Raw genomic sequence first — 19559 nt, forward strand, 5'->3', positions numbered from 1 at the left:
TAGAAAGAGACAAGCCGCTTTTATGGATCACGTTTATCAAGTCTTAGCCTGGCTCAGCCTGTTTATCTATTGGGTGGCCATTGCGGCTGTCACTATGCGGGTGGTATTCAAACGTCGTGTGGTGGGTGTGTCGCTGGCATGGCTGATGATTATCTACATCATTCCTATTGGCGGCATCATTGCCTATCTCTTGTTTGGTGAGCTCAATCTTGGCAAAAAACGGGCATTACGTGCCGAAGAAATGTTTGAACCCTTCGCCAGCTGGTTTAAGCAACTGTATAACTGCCCGGGGCATCAGCCGCAGCTGATGAACCTGCATACCAAACCGATTCACGACCTGTGTCAGAACCGCCTCGGTATTCCGGCGTTAGTGGGTAACAGCATGACATTGCAGGACACTCCGCAAACCATTCTGCGCTCGCTGATTTCAGACATACAGCAGGCCCATCGCGCGATTCATTTGGAATTTTACATCTGGCATCCGGGCGGCCTGGCCGACGAAGTGGCGACGGCATTAATTCTTGCCGCCAAACGCGGTGTTAAAGTCAGATTACTGCTGGATTCCGCCGGCAGTATGCGTTTCTTCCGTTCCCACTGGCCTCGTTTGATGAAGCACGCCGGTATCGAATTAACAGAAGCGCTGGCTGTCAGCCCGTTACGTATGTTCCTGCGAAGGCTGGATATCCGGCAGCACCGTAAAATTGTTGTCATTGATGCGCAGATTGCCTATACCGGTTCCATGAATCTGGTCGATCCGGCTTTTTTCAAAACAGATGCCGGTGTCGGGCAATGGATTGATGTGATGGTGCGTGTCACCGGTCCGGCCGTCTCGGTGCTCAATTGCATTCAGGCCTGGGACTGGGAAGTCGAAACCGGGCAACGCTATTTACCCCCCGTTCCTGAATGCGACGCCACTCCTGCTGATGGCAGCATCGATATGATCCAGGTAATTCCGTCCGGACCGGGGATGCCGGATGAAATCATCCATCAGGTTCTGTTAATCAGTATTTATCAGGCCAGGGAACGCGTCGTTATTACTACGCCCTATTTTGTACCCAGCGAGCACCTATTACATGCACTGATCAGCGCCGCTGAACGAGGAACAGAGGTTCACATCGTCATCCCCGCCAAGAACGACTCTGTCATGGTGGAATGGGCCAGCCGCTCGTTTTTTGCCGAGCTTTTGAATGCCGGTGTGTTCATTCACCGGTTTAACGGTGGTTTGCTCCATACAAAATCGGTTGTCGTTGATGATACCCACTGCCTGATTGGCACAGTCAACCTGGACATGCGAAGTCTGTGGCTGAATTTTGAAGTGACGCTTGCGGTCGATAATCCGGTTTTTACAGCGCAATTAGCACAATTGCAGCAACAATACATAAGGCAATCCAGCCGGATTGATCCGGCAAAATGGCGTGAACGTTCTTTAGGGCATAAATTTCTTGAACAGTGCTTTTATATGTTCAGCCCGCTACTTTAATTCGAAGGTTTTCCCAGCGAAAGAAATAGCGCCAAACACATAAGTAGCAACATGAAAAAATCACTGTTTGGTTACATCATCAGGCGTATGAAAATACAGACAACTTAGTCTGACTTTCCGGGATAGAGGTAAACTAAAGTGGGAACTTCTTATATGCAACCGCTTACAAATACTGTCGTTTGAACAAGGATCACACCGGAAAGGCATGAATAAATACTAAAAAAACCGTAACTGCATAATAAAAAATCCAGGAAATCTTAAATTTCAGCAGGGAAAACCACAAACCATTCAGAAATGGAATAATCACCTCATCTTCAATCATGTGAGAAAAGTATTGCTTTGCGCTTTTATATAGCTATCTTTGTATTTACGTACTAATCACCTACAAAGATGAGGGATATGTGATTCTCAGGAAGTATATTTCACCGCTTTCCAATGCCCTCACGCCAGGCCTGCTGTTTGCAGGTTTTATTGTTGTGTTTCCTGTTTTTGCTCTTACACCGCCTCCTTTAACACTCAAGGGGCAGTCGGCAGAAAATGCCCCTATAGAAGTACGCCTGACGCGGGATGATATTGCCAGCTTTCCCCAGGAATCCGTCACGACATCCATGCCCTGGGTTAATGACAAGGCAACATTTTCCGGTGTTAACCTGCAAGCCTTGTTAAACCACTATCATCTGAAACCCGGCACCATACATTTGACGGCCCTGAATAAATTTACCGCCGAGTTACACTGGCAAGATATGAAAAAATATCAGCCTGTACTGGCGATACGCCGCAATGATGAGTGGATGAGAGTACGTGATTACGGCCCCTTCTGGCTTATTTTTGCGCTAGACACGCACCCGGACCTCATTGATAAGGGCTTCCTAGAAAAAATGGTCTGGCAAATAAACGAAATTAATGTGGTGCCGTGACGTGTTTTTGAAATCATTAAAAGTTTTCCACTTAGCCGGGATGCCGTTGATGAAAAAGCTGCTTTTTTTTGCAGCCCCCCTGCTTATTGTGTTCACTTTCGTGTCTGTCAGCTCTCTGGAATCCAATGCTGAATCTGTCAGTAAAGACCAGAATCTGGCCAGCTGGTTCATGATGCAACTGAGTGATGAATACAGTGAATTGATTTACCAGCTTCAGAGTTATGAAGCCGGACGTGCTGAAACTGACGATGTGTTACTCCAGTATGAGATACTGTTAAGCCGTTTTAATTCCATACAAGTCAACAGCCAGGTGAACCGCCTCCACAGCACCTTTGGCTCATTGCAGTCGTTCAATCATCACTATCAGATCGTCAAGGGCTACGAATCATCGCTGCAACGGCTCACCAGACAAAACGTGGCTGAACTGACCTTAACAGTCAAAGATAACTACGATCAATTGATGAGCTATGCGTTGAAAACATTTCTATTCACAAACAATGTATTACGCTCGAAACTGGACAGGTTTATTTCTCTGCGCTGGTTAATTCATGCTTCCCTGTTTTCAACCTTGTTAATCGGCATCATGATGATTTACTTACTGATGAAGGAGTCTAGAACACACCATCAACTGGCGATGTATGACTCATTAACAGGTATCCATAACCGGCTGTGGCTCAACAGAAAATTAAAAGATCTGGAGAAATGCGGTAAAGATTTTGCTTTTTTCCTGATTGATCTGAACGGGTTCAAAGAAGTGAATGATACGCTGGGACATGGGGCCGGGGATCAGCTGTTAAAAACGATCGCACGACGACTTGATAACCTGACACACGACGGTATGTATGTTGCCCGGATGGGAGGGGATGAGTTTGCCGTGATCCAGGTTTTCCCTCAGTCGGTCAATCAGGAGTATGTATCGAACTTTCTGATGAACACACTGGACCACGTACTTAAAATCCCTATTCAGCTCCTCCATCGTGAGTTATCGCTATCAGCCAGTATCGGCCTGAGCGTGTACACACCGGGCAGCAAAAGCCTGTCAGAACTACTGCAGGAAGCGGATTTTGCTATGTATGAAATGAAACAACAATTTAAAGCAGAGCATCCGCACCCAATCACCAATCTGGAGCACCCTGCATCTGATGCTGCACCAGGCTTTACCAAACGCCAGTAACTGTTACTAATTGGCCGACCAAATATCGCTGGCCATGACATGACCTGTTTCCAGCAAGGTTTTTAAATTGCTGATCACTGCAGGCCAGCCATCACAGACATCCTGATAGCTCAGAGAGCCCGACTGTAAATCACTGTGGATAACTGTTATCCGGGTGTCTTCACCCAGGTTTTCCAGCGCAATGCTCACCTGAGAGGAATGCATGACACCGTGGTGCCCATCGGTTTCCTGCCAGCTCAGCACTAAATGATGAGGGGGATGAATCAGCAGCACTTTGCCCGTCACATCTTCAATTTCGGAGCCGTCGGCCCGGATATGTGCCCACCGGCTGCCCACCTTCCAGTCAGATTCATTCACATGCCCCCAGTATTGCTGCGTCATTTTCGGATCCAGCAAGGCATTCCAGACGTCGGTATCCTTTGCCGCGATATAGCTGACATATTTGAATTGTTGCAAGCTCATGGACATACCTCATCACAGGGACGGCGAATCTGGCCGGATAAACAACGTACCGACCAGGATACGTTAGCACCACAACCGAAAAAGAGTTATTCAGTCATTCTTTATTGAGAGTAGCACTGAGTGTCTCTGCAAGCCGAACCGGATAGTTACAATAACTTCTTCATTTGCAGTAACGTCCAGGGTTCACCGTTAAAAACGCGGGTCGCCCGGTCAGCCTGATAGATTTCAAAGCCCATCCCGCGATAACAATTGACCGCACGAAAATTGTGCTCAAACACCGACAGTGATACCACCTCAGCACCGAACTCAGATTCTGCTTTCTCCACTGCCATATCCAGCAGCATCCGACCATATCCCTTACCGCGATCCGATTCATTTGCCACTAATACGCGACAAAGCCTGCAGTGTTTGGGCGATGATTGGTATAACTCTATATAACCTTTTGTCTGGCCTGCGGCCTGAAATAAATAAGGATGGACTTCAGGACGAGAAACATGTCTTTCAATCTGTTGTAAAGTCAGAGGAAACTGATAGACAGGCCCTCCCCAAAGTAAATTAAACTCCTCATCCGTTACCCAATCCATGAGTAATGAATAGTCCTGCGCGGTAAACGGTTTAAGTTGATGCCGGGAGTCTGGCCGTTTGGTGAGCATGATCTTCCTTTATAACAGACAAATTTATACGATGTTTATACAGGTGCAACGGTACGCAAGAATGGATTGGTAACACGACAAACCATGACGAAAAGCTGAAAGATCGCATCTTTTCTCAGTCGCAGGCTGATCACAACATCACCAAAATGAACCAAGTTGCACACCACTCTGTAGCATTACTGCAATTGGGAGCCAGATCAATGCTCTAAAGCTGATTGATTGCACTAACTCTCACTTTTTTTCAGTGAAAAGCGCAGAAGATACACTTATTCGCACCCTGTTGGATATTGTTTATGCGCATCACAAACCGCTAACCAAACGAGCTTATATCGGTATAAATATGTTTTTGCTTCTTGGGAAGAAAGGAAGTATCCGGCTTGTTCTGGATCATTACATCGAAGCGAAAAGGTCACAGCCCCGCATTGACAGGGGGCCATGATGATGATTCGACATCAGAACGGCTAACCGTCCAGTGAATTCAAGTCGAGCTCCATAAAAATACTGAGCGGGTGTGCTTGATACTGACCATAAGGCTCACAAACCCGATATCCTATGGTTTGATATAAACCAATGGATTCAGGCTGATTCACGCCGGTTTCCAGGCGGGCAAGGCGGATACCGTTATGCTTAAGGTACTGGTGCAAAGCATCCATAATTTGCCGGGATATACCCAGACCGCGGTAATTATCCAGTACAAACATACGCTTGATTTCGCCGTACTGCCCGTCATCATCCATCATTTTCACTGCGCCAATACCGGCTAACGCACCGCGTACAAAGGCTCCGACCAGATGAACATTGTCCTTCATGAGGGATTCCTCACTTTCCAGGTTGTTCGTCTCGGGCGGGTACAAACTATACATATAATCATCGGATGCGCTGAGGATCACTCGGACGTCATCACGATTGGGCATAACTTTTTGAATATACATAGTATTAACCAAGCATTAATGTTGTTACTGCTACACAGTCAAAAAATAGTGATAATAATTTTCATCGCGCTGAAAACCCAACGACTCATAAAGAGCCTGAGCAGTCAGGTTTCTGTGCGATGCCTCTAACGCGATCCCTCTGGCGCCGGTACGACGGGCAAACAGGATAGCTTTTTGCATTAGCTGGCGGCCAATGCCTCCGACTTCTAACCCTCATCAGCCAATCAAACCGACCTGCGCCCAGGCGCTATAATCGGAATCAGCCTCACATAATAGCAATTTTGAAATCGGAATGAGAGCTTAAAGCGTAAAGTGGTAACATTCTGTGCACTCTCGCACATAGCCAACCACCAAAGCAAACTCAGCCGCTGTGCATCCTGATGCTTTAGGCCAAACGGTTCTGAATTTACATCAGTCTATCCTTCTGGGAGGCGCACAGTACTACAAGGCAACCTAAGATGCCATGAGTGTTGAGACACCTCAGGAACGAGGTGTCTGGGTGGTAATTTGGCAGTCGTCGGTGACTGTCAGGACAGACATGTCGCCAGCGGCATCAACCGTGATGCTGACAGGGAATTGAGATTTACTTAATGACATTCTGGATTTGCTGGAGCCGCTTACTGCTGAGCGCATTTTATTACCACTACGTGAGGTCAGTGAATACGCGACTCGCTCACCGCTTTCCGAGATCATTAATATCGCCACTGAATCCCCGGCCAGAGTGCAGCTGATATCAAACGGTTTTTCCGTCTGGCTTATCGCCAGCAATGGATAAAAACAGAAAGCGGCGATAATCGCCGCTTTATTGGTCATAAGTTTACACATAGTTAGTCATTCAATTTAATTTCTACAATGTTATCAGAACTGCTGGATATCAACTTCGTTATAAGACGAGTTGCTGATATAAAAGGTTGCGGTATCAGCGCGAGTCTGCTCGATGTCCACTTCATTGTAGCTAGAGTTACCCAGGATTTTACCGTAGACACGAGCATCATCTGAGTTCTGGTCGATATAGACATCGTTGTGATCAGCGCCATAACCTTTGATGTCAACATACACTTTGTTGTCATCGCCATACTGGTCAACATCAACATGGTTGTCATCACCACCTTCGATATCTACATCAGCGGTATTGTCATCACCATTTTGGTTCAGCACCACATAGTTGTCATCTGCATGGTCATCCAGGCTGATTCGACCTTTATTATCGTCACCATCTTGCAGCACTTCCAGCTCGTTATCTTCTGAGTCGTCAGCTACTTCAACTTTAGCGAAGTTATCCGAACCGTCTTGTTCAATATCGATTTCGTTGTCATCGGAACCACCGCTGATATCGACCACTGCTTCGTTACCCCAGCTTCCTGGAGAATCCTGATAAATCCACACATCATTGTAATCACTGTACCCTGTGATACTGACATCAGCTTCGTTATCTACCGCCAGCGCACCACCAGAGACCAACAGCGCAGAAATTACCAGAGCTAACTTTTTCATGTGATATTCCTTACATTGTGTTAATGGACTGTTATTTGTTTATTCATTCCGTTGACTATTAGTATTTGCTCATTACCTGATTGATTGATATTAAAACCAGAGTAATTCACATTTGGCTTGTCAATGACGTAAGCCACATTACCATCACCATCCTGGTTGATGGTTTCGCTAAGCCCTATTCCCGTTTGGGAAAGTACCGCACGATTCTGATTGCCATTTTGTATAATTGCGCCTTCGTTATTCCACCCGGCCTGATAAATGGCAGCATAATTATCATTACCATTTTGTTCGATATAAGAGAGGTTCCCCCCTCCAATCTGGTCAACATTGGCGTTATTGTTATAACCTGACTGTCGGACTAATGCTTTGTTACCTGAACCAAATAAATGCGTTTGGTTAATTCTCGCTGAACTATCATACGCATTTCTTAATTCAACTCTTGCCGCATTATTAAAGTCATCAGACAACTCAGAGACCCTGCTTAATTCATTCCTTGCCAAATCACTTGCAAGAACAGGAAAACTTAACATAACACCTATTAAGGCCACCGCATTCGAATTATTTGAAAATTGATACTTCATTGCTGCAACCCTCGAAATCACCTTGCCTTGTTTGTAATTTCATTATGGTATTTATTTATCTATTTCCTATGAACTTTATGATGATTGTATCTATTTTTTTGCTAGCACTTTATTACTATATAACTCACCAATAAAATTAAAACATAAGAAAGAAATCAGATACATACATAAGGACTAAGTTGAAAGACGCAGCAGAGCCATACCTGAATCATCAGTTGGACAATAATAATCACTGTCAGAATAATTTAAATAGTTAATAAAAAAAGACAATCATCTTGTACAGATGATTGCCATAACATAAACAGCAACAAAAGGCCTGGAGAGAAAGAAATGTATTGATTTTAGATTTTAAATGATTGGCTGAGTAGTTCCCGCATATTTTTGAATAACAGGATTGGACATATCTGAAGGATTTCTAAGTTTCCAGAGATTTGTCTTTATCCCATCCACAACCATTTGTATTACGGCAGAATCTATCGCCGACATTACAGCAACATTGACAGGCTCATTGGTTGTAATCCCTAACTCAGCTTCTAAGAGATCTTTATAATCTATAAATTTAAAAATACCGGTTTGCAGTTCCTGAGACAGAATGGTCTTGCTGGTTGTGACACTCAACAAAATGCGACCACTGCGGATATCCACCGCCCTGACATTCACCGTCACCTGATCTGTGCGGTACTGAGAAGATAGCCCTATCCCCAAATACCTCGCACCTGCTCCGCCAGTCTGGATATTGGTATCGTAAGCGATGATTCCACCTTCAACCATAATATTGGCCGCCATCAAAGAAGGAAGGTGATTACCGTGATTTTTCGGTGTCTCATGTTTACTCTGAGCGGCGCGAATAATCTTTCGCTCAGTGAGCAAATTCTGAAGCCCTTCCCGCTCTAAGGGGATAAACCACTTAGAATTGAGCAGCGCTGTTGTTAACATTGCCGCTCCCCCTTGCGGAACCGCAGTAGAGAAGTTGCTGTTAGGCTGGGGCTTGTACTGGCCGGTTTGGTCCCGGAAATCATAAACCGACACGTAAACCGGACCTCGGGGTAAGGGCAAAGAGGTTAAATCTAAATAGGTCGCCCCTCTTGGCATCAGTGTTGGCTCATCTTTAGGTGCCGGAATACTCATAGACTGAGAGCAACCCCCTAAGATTAATGTAGAACACAATAAGGCAATAAGTCTCATGATCGTCTCCTTACATATCAGGCACTAAGCCACTAACTTGTATAGTAGATGTTTCGCCTGTTGCCTTATCAGTGACTTGAATCATCAAAGCACCATTATTGTCGACTATATTCAACAGAAAATCATCCGTACTGAGTTGTCCTGTATTTCCGTTACCTACATCGGAAAGTAGCTGACCGATTAACCGGGACTCCAGATTTGCCGCCAGCCTTTGTATACTGCTTTCGTCTTCACCCAGTAAACGATCTTCTTGTGGCGGTTTATAATCATTAATGGCATTAGCTCCAGCTAATAAATAACTACCATTTAATGGGCTACCGCCAAAATTAGGGTTCACCGGTGTATAAATCAGTTCGGTTGCTGAGACATCAATTGTCCAGAAACTCATAAACAATAAACAACATACCTTCCCTTTCATGTGCTGACCTCTTAAATTTCGTCGTAGTCAATATCAAAAGTATCTTTTAAATACCTTTCTATCCGCCATCTCAATACATAATTCTTAACCGCTGAAACAGCCTGATCCGTTTTCTCTTCAATATTTTTTCTGCCTGGAGACAAAGCCGTTCGGTAGATAATATTCTGCCGATGGAAAACAGTGATAATACTGCCTGATAACGCTGTCGGCCTTTCCTTCACAGAAATATTCTCTTTTAGCTCGTCCAGTTGGTCTTCTAATTTTTGTGCAAAGAGAGAATAAAACTCTTCACCTAATCGAGTCATTGTTCTGTCGATCACTACACCATCAATTTCTCGTAAACTATCTAACGATTCCAATCGGTCCTGGAGTTCGAGCGGCTCATCATTTTCCAATGACGGTCCATTCTCAATCGGCTTTGATGACTCTATCGAATCACCCTTGTCCGCACTCACCGCAGGAAACACAATGACTAGGTATACAAGCATAAAATATGGTAGTTTCATGATAATAAGCTATTAAATGTATGATTCTTAGCCCACATAAACGCCTGCAGGCGGTTCTTGACTTTGATTTTTTTAAACACATTATGAAGATGTGTTTTGACTGTATTTTCACTTACGAACAAGGACTCAGCAATTTGCAAATTTGAGGCGCCTGAGACCAAAAGTTGCATAATTTCTTTTTCTCTTGTCGTTAACTCCACACTCAATTTTGGGATATTAGCTTGAGTACTCCGGTATTCAGAAATCAGTTCCTGGCATAACTTACGACTAAACCACAGCTCACCACTTTGTATCTTCAGCAGCCCCTCAGATAACAGCTCCAGTGAATCACTGGTATAAAAGACCCCCACCAGGTTCGGCCATCGCTTAAGCTCATCGACCTTAATATCAGTGCATACATTGATCAGAATTTCAGAAGGTATTACCTCTTTATCAGCCATGATACTCAGGTACTTTTCACTCGACTTTGGCGTGATACTGGCAGAATCTAAAATGAACAATGTCTCTTCTATATGTTTAGCTGATAACTTGCTGATTTCATCCAGCTTTATACAGTTTATGGAAAATGTAAGCTTCTTTACCAGGTACTCTTTCAGAATAGAAGACTGAATACTCTCGTCCGACACTAATGCCAATCTAGTGTATGATTTTCTAGACATCCCTACTCGTCCTTTCATTATTATATTAGCGTTTTAATAAAGTTAACTTTAGTTCACGTCAAAAAAATAACAAACAATAAAGTCATCGTGAAAGTTGCTTAAAGTTAACCTTTTAAAAACATGAAGTTACAATTGGTCTTACATTTTAATCCTGATACTTAATTGCCTTTCAAATATCAATAAAGTTATATAAAAATTCACCTTCTTATTTTTAGCACTGGAAGTTTAGTTTGGTAGTAAACTTAAGTATTAATTTTCAATTGTTCAGTTAAATTAGATAGTTGATAAAGTATTTTTATAAATAAACATTTTTATCAGAAAACCATGTGTCAATATTTTTTACGTTTGTCTTTTTAGGCAGGTTTAATCTGAGATAAATCGGCTCAATATTCATCAGGGAGTATATGGCAACAGAGTTAACCGGATTGATGATTACATTGAATAAGAAAGATGATGGATGTAAAAGTAATCCAGAAGGGCTGTCGCTGTATTTTAGTCTATTGGGCTGCTTGTCTTGCATCAGGCAGGCAAGGGATTTATCGCTCGCAAGCTCGCGCCCTTCGGGCGTTGCCTGAAGGCAACGTGGTCTCGCTTCGCTCGGCTGAAGACTCGCCGTCCGCCCCCGTCCAGGCTTCTTCACCCTATCTCATCTTGCCAAGGTTCAGGCGAAAAAAAACCGCTGACAGTTCAGCGGTTTCTTCGAATGTGACGGAGCCAGAACAAGGTATAGAGGGATTTTCAAATCCCGGGAAACATCATCTGAAACCCAATAAAAAAAGCCCCGTCGATGACGAGGCTTTCGAATGTGGCGGAGAGATAGGGATTTGAACCCTAGATACGCTATTAACGTATGCCGGTTTTCAAGACCGGTGCTTTCAACCACTCAGCCATCTCTCCTGAATGTGGCGGTGAGGGAGGGATTCGAACCCTCGATACGTTGCCGTATACACACTTTCCAGGCGTGCTCCTTCAGCCACTCGGACACCTCACCAAATTGTTGCCAACGCCTGTCGCGTCGACGGCGGCTAATTTACTGACTTGTGCTAATTGGGTCAAGGTTTTTTCCCAATTTGTTGTACTTTCTTATCGCAAGCGATGATCAAAAGATCAAATCGGTTTTTTCTTAGGCCTAACACACGCTTATTTCTACACTTGTAAGATAATTCTTATTTGAGTCTTACCACTTCACTATGCGCAATCTCACCGTATTCGTACTCTCGTTAGTCTTATTGATCACCGTCTTTCCCTGCTACGCCAGTGAAGAGTCAGATTCCGCCGCCACCACACAGCAAACGTCCGATTACAGTGAAGCACTGGACAAACAGATTGCGCTGGCCAAGGAGCTGGGGACAACGCCTGAGAATGAGAAATTACTGGAGAAACTGCTTCAGGCGCAGGATCAATTGCAAAAAACGGAAACCTATAAAACGCAAATCGAAAAGAATCAGCAGCTACTTGATAACTTCAATGAACAAACAGAAACCATAAAAACGCAAATCAGTGACTTTAATGCCTCAACCTTTCCTGACTTCAGCCAGTGGGGCCAGGATCAGCTGACACTTGAAATAGCGGAGCAGGACAACAAGTTAGAGCAGCTTGAATTACAACGACACAACTATCGCAACGAGATTGAAGACATAGAGCGCAGTATTGAAGCGTTTCCTAAACGGGTCGAGCAACTGCGCCAACAAATAGATAGTGCTGATAAAGCCCGCAAACAGGCAGAAAGAGATCGCGATAACCCGCTCTTGCTGGTTCATAACATTGAGTATGCGTTTTATGACACCCAGTTGTCAGCCCTCGAAGCCGAACAACTGACCGGCGATAATCGTCGCACACTCAGTAAACAAAAACTCCAGCTGGTCAATATAGAAATAGAAGCCAGACAGGCTTACCGTAACAATCTGCAATTAATGCTGAACCGGCTACTCCGAACCGATGCCGAACAATCTGCCGTCGATACCGATGAACTGGTACAAGAGCTGGTCGATCTTCCCCCTGAACTGAAACAGCTCAGTGAAGAAAACCGTCGCTATGCCCGTGTGTTGTCCTCGCTGTCAGATCAGCTGGATCAGGTTCAGCTGCAACAGGAAAAAGCCGACCAGCAATCAGAACAAGTGGTAAAAACGGCTGAGGATCTGAATAACATGGCCGAGTGGCTCTCCCTCAGCCCTGCTTTCAGTGAAAACATGCGTACGCGGCTCAAGAGACTGCCAGATCCGCCGGATATGTCAGAACTCGACAATAACATCGCTCAAAATCAGATCCGTAAATATGAATACCAGCAACGGTTTGAAGATCTCACAGAAAGCGCAAAGTCAGCGCCGGAAAGAACCCTGTCTGAAGATCAGCAAACCCAGCAATCAGAGCTTATTCAGAACAATCTGTCTTTGCTAGAAAAGCTGATAGACAGCAGTGACATCCTGATTTATCAGCAAGCGACCTTAAAAGTCGCTTATGACAAGCTGGACTCATCACTGAATAACCTGAAAAACAGAGCGGCACGCTTGCTGTTCCTGGCCCCGGACACTAATGCATTCAGTCTGAAATTAGCCACCGACACACTGGAGAAATTACAGTGGTTTTTTTCACCGACGCACTGGCTGGGTTTACTCAAAGTCCCTTTGGTTGCCGATCCTGTGCTACTGGCTTTCTGTCTGATCATTGTCGCACTGCTGATCATCGCCCTCAGCTGGAGCCGTGCACGCTGGAAGAAATATTTACAAGAAACCAGTCAGTATATAGGCAAAGTCACCAAAGACAGGTTCAGCTTCAGTACCATCAATGTCATCTTCTCCGGTCTGTTTGCCTGGCCGGCACCACTGGTTGTCGCCGTCATTGGCGCTCTGCTAAGTGCGCTTTGGCAATTACCTTTTATCCATCACTTAGGTCAGGCCCTTGCGCTGCCATTGCCGCTGGTCATGTACTGTTTCATGAGAGAGCTGGTGCGGCCGGACGGTCTGCTCATCAAACATTTTGACTGGCAACCCAACCTGGTCATGCGCTGCTTCGGCCATTATCGTCGATTGATCTGGATATACCTCCCTATGATGGTGATCCAGAACTTTGCCTTCTATTACAACGATATTGATGTGAACGCCACCCTGGGACGGCTTGCTTTTATCATCAGTAACTTAGCCATCAGTTACTTTCTGTGGAAAATGGCCAATGAGCGTATTCCTATGACATACCGGGATTTACCCCAAGGCCATTTACACCTTGGCCATCATTTATTCTGGTGGCTGCTGATTTTATTACCGCAAGCGCTTAACTATTTTGCTCTGCTGGGTTATCTGGGCTCAGCACAACAGCTGATGTCCAAACTCGAATATGCTGCAGTGCTGGGCGTGTTTACCCTCTTGGTGTATTACCTGATCAAGCGCCTTATGCTGATTCAGCGACGCAGACTGGCTTTCGAGCGGGCAAAAGCAAAACGTCAGGAAATATTAGCGCAACGCAGAGCGGAATTGCTCGAGGGCAAAGAGGAGTCAACCAGCAGTGAGCTGCAAATTGAAATTGAAGAGCCAGAAGTCGATCTGGATGTCATCAGTGCGCAATCGCTGCGGCTTTTGCGCTCGCTGTTGCTGCTGATATACCTGTTTATTCTCGCTCTCTTGTCATCAGATTTATACCAGGCCACCAGCTTCCTGGAAGACATTACACTCTGGGATGTCAATGCCAATATCGACGGGATAGAACAACTTAGCCATATCACGCTGAAAAGTGTGCTGCTCGCCATTCTGGCACTCTGGCTGACTGCGATTCTGGCCCGTGATTTACCCGGTGCAATGGAGCTGCTGGTACTGCAACACATCAGCCTGAGCCCGGGAACCGGCTATGCGATTACATCCCTCACCCGCTATCTGGCCATTTTCTTTGGCATCATTATTGGCTCGGCATTGATAGGTTTTGAATGGTCGAAAATGCAATGGTTGATTGCGGCGCTGGGTGTCGGTCTGGGTTTTGGTTTGCAGGAGATTTTCGCCAATTTTATCTCAGGCTTGATCGTACTGTTTGAGAAGCCCATCCGGATAGGTGATACGGTCACTATCCGTGATCTTACCGGGATTGTGGCAAAAATTAATACGCGGGCAACCACCATTGTCGACTGGGACAGAAAAGAAGTCATCGTGCCGAACAAAGCCTTTGTGACAGAGCAATTTGTCAACTGGTCGTTATCGGATTCTATTACCCGGGTAACCATAGCTATCAGTGTGAAATATCTGGCTGATACTGAATTGGTGACCCGGCTGTTATTTGAAGCGGCAGATGAATGTGAACTGGTGCTGGACAATCCTGAACCCGAAGTGTTTTTCCTGAGTATTACCGCAGATGCGCAAAATTTTGAAGTGCGGGCTTATGCCGCAGAAACCGGCCACCGGCTCAGCCTCACTCATGATCTCCACAGCCGGATCAAACGTAAGTTCCTGGCACACGATATCAGTATTGCGCACCCTCAACTTGAAATTGCCATCAAGAAGCAGCAGCGCCACCCTTTGAGCCGCTAGCGACAGCAACGAAAAAGGCAGTCCATTGGACTGCCTCTCAGTAAAGACGCTATAACTGGCGGTGTTAAGCCTGCTGGTAGTAACCTGGTACCCTGAACATACGACGGCAAACTTCAAGAAACTGGCCATAGACGCCACCCAGCACACCGCTTACCAGCGCATTAGTTGCTACCGCTGTCATAATTTGCTCGGGCTCTGCCCCCACAAACCAAAGGATAGCGGCATAAACAGGCGACTGGAATAGCACGTAAGCCAGCATATCTGAGACGAATTTCATCCGGCCCGACGGGCTCAGTTTTGCGCCCTGACGGATCATCCAGTCGCGAAAGACGCCGTAAGGCCAGGCAATGGCGATGTTAACCGGAATTGACAATGTTCGGGAAGCCAGCGACTGCTGGAAGGTCATCCCTGAGATAAACACTTCGATCATCATGCCTGTGATAAAGCAGAACACCACCATTGCAAAAGTGTCTGCTGCCGCATTGCGCACATTAAATTGTTCTTTCACTGCCGCTCCGAACCATTAACCAGAGATAAAAGCCAACATAGGCGATTCAAAAAGACCATATGACCAGAATCACCACATACAACCAGTCATTCGTCATATTAAACCAACTTTCAGGTAAAATATCTCACTGTATTAATATTAATGTTGTCTATTTACAACCAATAATCGTGATCAAAGCCGCATCTTTAGCTACATGCGCACTACTGACGTGCTACTCAGGTATTTCTCGCCTTCTGTTGTCCGGCTTTTCTGCATGTTTTCTGGCACAAAAGTGGCCGGTAAGCTCAGTTTGTCAGTTGATAAACACAGCTTATCGCTAAGATTCGGTTTATTTATATAAAAACCCACCCCAATCATCACATCACTTTTCATACGCTATTTTTATAATATTTTCATTCACTTATAGGTTAACAAACTTGCCAGTTACATCTAACAGGCAATTAACACTGTCAAGTTTGCCAAAAATCGTACGCATAAGGTGCACTTTACTGGGTCATGACTGAAGATTATGCCAAAGGAAGATAAAGCTGCAGGTTTTTATCGCGAAGACACAGGGACACAAAAGAGATATATCTACAAAAATGAAATTTAATTACATTTCATGACCAAGTTCGCAGCAAAGAAAAAGGGAGCACAAGGCTCCCTTCCGGTTGGTCGCGTTGAACGCGGCTTAATAGTTCAGGCTCAGTGTCACGCCTGAGAAGTTGCTGTAGCCACGCAGCATCACGTAGTAAGTCTGGCCAGAAGAAACGGCGACATTACAGGTTTCATTATTCCCGCCGACATATGGACGACAATCCCATGAAGTCGTGGTGGGTTTGCTGCCGGCTTTCACATACAAGTCGGCATCGCCTGAACCACCAGTAATGCTTACAGAAGCACTTGATACTGATGCTGGCACAGTGAATGTGTAGTGAAGTTCACTGCTTCTGTTACCGGAAAGACCACTGATAGGCTTACCTTTCTCTAAGATATCACCCGTTGGTGGTGTTACCCCGCAAGCAGCATTAACACCGACAGTATTGAAAGCATCGACAACATCGGCAGTGTTATAGCCCAGATCCTGCGTTGCTTTAACAACACCACAACCCCCCTGGTCAAAGTCAGAGTTGGCAGTCCAGTACAGCTGGTTAGCTACTGCAAAAACTTCGAAACCTTTACGGGCATCCCAACCGGATTTATTCGCCAGCAAGTAGTACGCACGGTTGAATACACCGCTTGAATAATGCACATTCAGGCCCGATGTGTATTGCGATGCATGATCGATTGAGCGACCGTCTTTGGATGGCTGATCAAAATAACGTAAACCACCGGACTGTTTGAAAATATCGCTTCCTACTACCCAGTCCACGCTGCCGCGCATATAGAATTCAGCCGCTTCACCGGCAATATCAGAGAAGGCTTCATTAATACCACCAGACATGTTGCGGTATTCCAGACCTGAGTTCTGCTCAGTAAAGCCATGGCTGACTTCATGGGCGCTGACATTGATATCGACCAAAGGATAGAAGGTTGAATAACCGTCACCAAAGGTCATGGCGCTGCCGTCCCAGAAGGCGTTTTCATATTGGGAGCCGTAATGCACACGCATTGTCAGCTGGAAGGTTAACGGTGCCGTATCCAGCCAGTCTTTATACATATCAAAGACAACCTGACCGAAGTAGTGAGCATCATTGAGCGGTGAATAGGCGCCATTGATCTGTTTGTGGCTATTGGCATTGCTGTCTGTCGGACAGTTATAGCTGAAGGCGTTATAACCTGACGTCGCCCCATTCAGATCGACGGTTTTTACTGCACTGGTATTCATGGTACAGGTGGTACCGTTTTTCTCCACCATGAAATTCGGGAAATCCACACCAAACTGGTATTGCCCGGTCTTAGTGTTACCACCAGGGCCAGAGCCTGGTGCCTGAATATGGGCGATGCTGTCCCAGGTATCCAGCACATCACCTGTGTTGGCATCAATGAAGAAGTAAGGCCGGGATGGCTCATCCGAAGCAACAAAGAAACTCACCTGGTAAACCAGCTCGGCCAGATTGTTTTCATCCAGACGAACCATCAGCGTCACTTGTTCATTTTCAAGTGGCAGTTCACCGGTTAATTGCGGAGAATGTAAAGAAGCATGGTGTGATTTAGCAATATTCAGTGCTTGTTTTTCATCAATGCCTGCCTGAATTAATGGCAGGTCTTGCTCTACATTTTGCGCCATCCGGCCATGAACCTGAGTCAGGCCTTTATTACTTGTTGTTGCCACTACAGCAGTATTATAAACGGGCAATCCTTTATATAGCTGCTGATAGCGGACCTTTTGTTTGCCATTTGGTAAAGTGACCGATTTAACCGCTTTAAAACTGTTATTTAATGGTGTCAGTGAACGTGCCATTAACCCTTGTTCCAGAACAGCCGAATCGGTGACGTCAACCATTTCTGCAGCCATAGCCGGCAAGGTGAAAAGTGAACCTAGTGTCAATACAGCCAATGCTTGTTGTTTGTTTGTTTTCATTACTCATTCCTAGAGATTTTAGTGAGCTGTCCTGCGCATCTCAACCAACAAACCATTCATACTACAAATGTTTTATCGCCTAACTTCTGAGAACCTCTTGTTTCAGCTCTGTTACACACATGTATGCTTTTCAAGAAAGCGATTCAACTTTGGCTCAGCATTTCAATACTTTGCAAACAAAACCAATAAAAAACCAATAATAGAATGTACAAAAAAGTTAACATTCAAATAACAAAAATGACAGTAAGTAAGAGTTATTACTCTAATATCAAATAAAATCAATATGTTGAAATGTTATAGGTTGTATATGAAAATTTACAAATTAGATCTTGCTAATTTACAAATATAATGCAGATGTAATATTGAATGTAACGGATAAATATAAAATGAATAGTGACTCGCAAATATTTATCACTCATAAAATTGCTTAACTGCCAAATTAGAAATGAGTATTTCGTGAATAAATCAGTTCGCTGCCATTTAGAATTAACGGCGCTATTTTAAATTTTCAATACAAAAGGAATAACGATTCATGAATAAAGACTGAGTCAGGAATGAAATAATGAAGGCAATTCTTAATATTTCTGGTTTATAAGTAATGCAGATATTCAGATCAGTAAAATACAAAAAGACCCGCTGATTGCTCAACGGGTCTTTTCTGAATGTGGCGGTGAGGGAGGGATTCGAACCCTCGATACGTTGCCGTATACACACTTTCCAGGCGTGCTCCTTCAGCCACTCGGACACCTCACCTAATTTTGGTTACTGCGCTTGCTCAGCAACGGGGCGTAACTATAGTGTTGCCCCTGGCCGAGGTCAACCCAAATCATCACATTATCAATCAAGTGGATACTTTTGCAGCATTGTCAGGCTCACACCTCCCTTTTTTCATGTTTCCCCGTCACAAGGCTATGTCTTCTGGCTCTGCCTGCTACAATACCGTTATTCTGCTCACAGGCGCCGGAACAGCGTGCCTGCCCATTTGAAAGAGAAACTGATAATGTCTGCGCAACTTTCGGCAATTTTGCAAGACCCTGAACTCAGTCAGCATTTACTGTCTGAGTATCAAACCCGCGGCTTTGTAACGGCAATGGCGGCGGCTCCTCATTTACTGGATCCGGCTGAATGGCTGGCGTACCTGTGGGGTGGTGATGAAACCTCGCCATTTACCAGTCATCAAGAGTTGGAAAATTATGCCAACGCCATCGTTCAGATATGGAACGAAGCGCGTCAGGCCTTGTTGTCCAATAGCTGGGAATGGCCGGAAGGCTGCGAGTTGGATGACAAAGAATTGATCACACCAGCCACCCGTGAATTTGCCGAAGGCGTATTACAGGGCTGGCAATTGGCGCGGGATGACTGGGAAACCATTATGCCGGAAAACAGCCAGGACAATGCCCTGCTGGGCGGCGTGCTGCTTTCTGTCAGCCTGCTGTATGATCCGGAAAGTGCAATGGCCGCCTTATCTGAGCAAGGCGCCGAAGGGCTGGCACAATTTGAAGAAATATTCAAAGCCATCCCTCCCATGCTGTGCGGCCTCACTCAGCGCGCACAACAGCTTACCGAAAACCAATGATAC

The 19559-nt window shown here is 45.2% G+C and carries 19 protein-coding genes and 3 tRNA genes; 5 read left to right on the forward strand and 17 right to left on the reverse strand.

The window, feature by feature from the left end; genetic code table 11:
- The first annotated feature begins 22 nt into the window (after nucleotides 1-22).
- From cls to H511_RS0117110, 3 genes are all read left to right on the forward strand, one after another.
- Complete coding sequence (gene cls / locus H511_RS0117095; RefSeq protein ID WP_027253411.1) at nucleotides 23-1480, forward strand: cardiolipin synthase; 1458 nt, start codon at nucleotides 23-25, stop codon at nucleotides 1478-1480.
- 401 nt (nucleotides 1481-1881) lie between these two features.
- Complete coding sequence (locus H511_RS23725) at nucleotides 1882-2397, forward strand: putative pterin-binding protein (RefSeq protein ID WP_051288295.1); 516 nt, start codon at nucleotides 1882-1884, stop codon at nucleotides 2395-2397.
- Nucleotides 2398-2446: 49 nt separating this feature from the next.
- Nucleotides 2447-3571 carry a GGDEF domain-containing protein gene (locus tag H511_RS0117110; protein WP_161443337.1) on the forward strand — a complete coding sequence of 375 codons (1125 nt, stop codon included), beginning with the start codon at nucleotides 2447-2449 and terminating at the stop codon, nucleotides 3569-3571.
- Between the two features lie 6 nt (nucleotides 3572-3577).
- Here the strand turns inward: H511_RS0117110 and H511_RS0117115 are convergent, their stop codons facing one another.
- The 14 genes from H511_RS0117115 to H511_RS0117180 form a co-directional block, all read right to left on the reverse strand.
- On the reverse strand, nucleotides 3578-4033 hold the full coding sequence (locus tag H511_RS0117115) for an SRPBCC domain-containing protein (RefSeq protein WP_051288297.1): 456 nt from the start codon (nucleotides 4031-4033) through the stop codon (nucleotides 3578-3580).
- A 146-nt stretch (nucleotides 4034-4179) separates the two neighbouring features.
- The gene (locus tag H511_RS24485) at nucleotides 4180-4686 is read right to left on the reverse strand and encodes a GNAT family N-acetyltransferase (protein WP_027253414.1); all 507 of its coding nucleotides are present in this window, start codon (nucleotides 4684-4686) and stop codon (nucleotides 4180-4182) included.
- Nucleotides 4687-5147: 461 nt separating this feature from the next.
- Nucleotides 5148-5618 carry a GNAT family N-acetyltransferase gene (locus H511_RS0117125; protein ID WP_027253415.1) on the reverse strand — a complete coding sequence of 157 codons (471 nt, stop codon included), beginning with the start codon at nucleotides 5616-5618 and terminating at the stop codon, nucleotides 5148-5150.
- A 30-nt stretch (nucleotides 5619-5648) separates the two neighbouring features.
- Entirely contained in the window at nucleotides 5649-5813 is a 165-nt protein-coding gene (locus tag H511_RS24490) for a GNAT family N-acetyltransferase (protein ID WP_276324938.1), read from the reverse strand.
- 285 nt (nucleotides 5814-6098) lie between these two features.
- The gene (locus H511_RS0117135; RefSeq protein ID WP_155804928.1) at nucleotides 6099-6443 is read right to left on the reverse strand and encodes a hypothetical protein; all 345 of its coding nucleotides are present in this window, start codon (nucleotides 6441-6443) and stop codon (nucleotides 6099-6101) included.
- 33 nt (nucleotides 6444-6476) lie between these two features.
- Nucleotides 6477-7112 (reverse strand): hypothetical protein, encoded by a 636-nt coding sequence (locus H511_RS23730; protein WP_051288299.1) that lies wholly within the window; start codon nucleotides 7110-7112, stop codon nucleotides 6477-6479.
- 20 nt (nucleotides 7113-7132) lie between these two features.
- A complete protein-coding gene (locus tag H511_RS23735) occupies nucleotides 7133-7693 on the reverse strand; it encodes a hypothetical protein (protein ID WP_051288300.1) in 561 nt (186 codons plus the stop codon).
- Between the two features lie 348 nt (nucleotides 7694-8041).
- On the reverse strand, nucleotides 8042-8878 hold the full coding sequence (locus H511_RS0117150; RefSeq protein ID WP_027253417.1) for a CsgG/HfaB family protein: 837 nt from the start codon (nucleotides 8876-8878) through the stop codon (nucleotides 8042-8044).
- A gap of 10 nt (nucleotides 8879-8888) precedes the next feature.
- Nucleotides 8889-9296 (reverse strand): curli assembly protein CsgF, encoded by a 408-nt coding sequence (locus tag H511_RS0117155; RefSeq protein WP_081669319.1) that lies wholly within the window; start codon nucleotides 9294-9296, stop codon nucleotides 8889-8891.
- Nucleotides 9297-9307: 11 nt separating this feature from the next.
- On the reverse strand, nucleotides 9308-9802 hold the full coding sequence (locus H511_RS0117160; protein WP_027253419.1) for a curli production assembly/transport protein CsgE: 495 nt from the start codon (nucleotides 9800-9802) through the stop codon (nucleotides 9308-9310).
- Nucleotides 9799-10461 carry a LuxR C-terminal-related transcriptional regulator gene (locus tag H511_RS0117165; RefSeq protein WP_027253420.1) on the reverse strand — a complete coding sequence of 221 codons (663 nt, stop codon included), beginning with the start codon at nucleotides 10459-10461 and terminating at the stop codon, nucleotides 9799-9801. The genes H511_RS0117160 and H511_RS0117165 overlap by 4 nt, the downstream gene beginning before the upstream one ends.
- 295 nt (nucleotides 10462-10756) lie before the next feature.
- Nucleotides 10757-11101 carry a hypothetical protein gene (locus H511_RS24700; RefSeq protein ID WP_155804930.1) on the reverse strand — a complete coding sequence of 115 codons (345 nt, stop codon included), beginning with the start codon at nucleotides 11099-11101 and terminating at the stop codon, nucleotides 10757-10759.
- A gap of 166 nt (nucleotides 11102-11267) precedes the next feature.
- A tRNA-Ser gene (locus tag H511_RS0117175) sits at nucleotides 11268-11358 on the reverse strand.
- Nucleotides 11359-11364: 6 nt separating this feature from the next.
- Nucleotides 11365-11452 (reverse strand) — tRNA-Ser (locus H511_RS0117180).
- A 199-nt stretch (nucleotides 11453-11651) separates the two neighbouring features.
- Here H511_RS0117180 and mscM point away from each other — a divergent pair.
- A complete protein-coding gene (mscM, locus tag H511_RS0117185) occupies nucleotides 11652-14969 on the forward strand; it encodes a miniconductance mechanosensitive channel MscM (RefSeq protein ID WP_027253422.1) in 3318 nt (1105 codons plus the stop codon).
- A 64-nt stretch (nucleotides 14970-15033) separates the two neighbouring features.
- On the opposite strand, the gene H511_RS0117190 is transcribed toward mscM, so the two are convergent.
- From H511_RS0117190 to H511_RS0117210, 3 genes are all read right to left on the reverse strand, one after another.
- Nucleotides 15034-15477 carry an L-alanine exporter AlaE gene (locus tag H511_RS0117190; protein WP_027253423.1) on the reverse strand — a complete coding sequence of 148 codons (444 nt, stop codon included), beginning with the start codon at nucleotides 15475-15477 and terminating at the stop codon, nucleotides 15034-15036.
- Between the two features lie 670 nt (nucleotides 15478-16147).
- Nucleotides 16148-17980: a M4 family metallopeptidase gene (locus H511_RS0117200; protein ID WP_027253425.1), complete on the reverse strand. Its 1833-nt coding sequence runs from the start codon at nucleotides 17978-17980 to the stop codon at nucleotides 16148-16150.
- Nucleotides 17981-18645: 665 nt separating this feature from the next.
- Nucleotides 18646-18733, reverse strand: a tRNA-Ser gene (locus H511_RS0117210).
- 247 nt (nucleotides 18734-18980) lie between these two features.
- On the opposite strand from H511_RS0117210, the gene H511_RS0117215 reads away from it, so the two are divergent.
- Nucleotides 18981-19556, forward strand: a complete 576-nt coding sequence (locus tag H511_RS0117215) for a UPF0149 family protein (protein WP_027253426.1) — start codon at nucleotides 18981-18983, stop codon at nucleotides 19554-19556.
- Nucleotides 19557-19559: the final 3 nt, after the last annotated feature.

The organism is Photobacterium halotolerans DSM 18316, assembly GCF_000425165.1.
Taxonomy (GTDB): Bacteria; Pseudomonadota; Gammaproteobacteria; order Enterobacterales; family Vibrionaceae; genus Photobacterium; species Photobacterium halotolerans.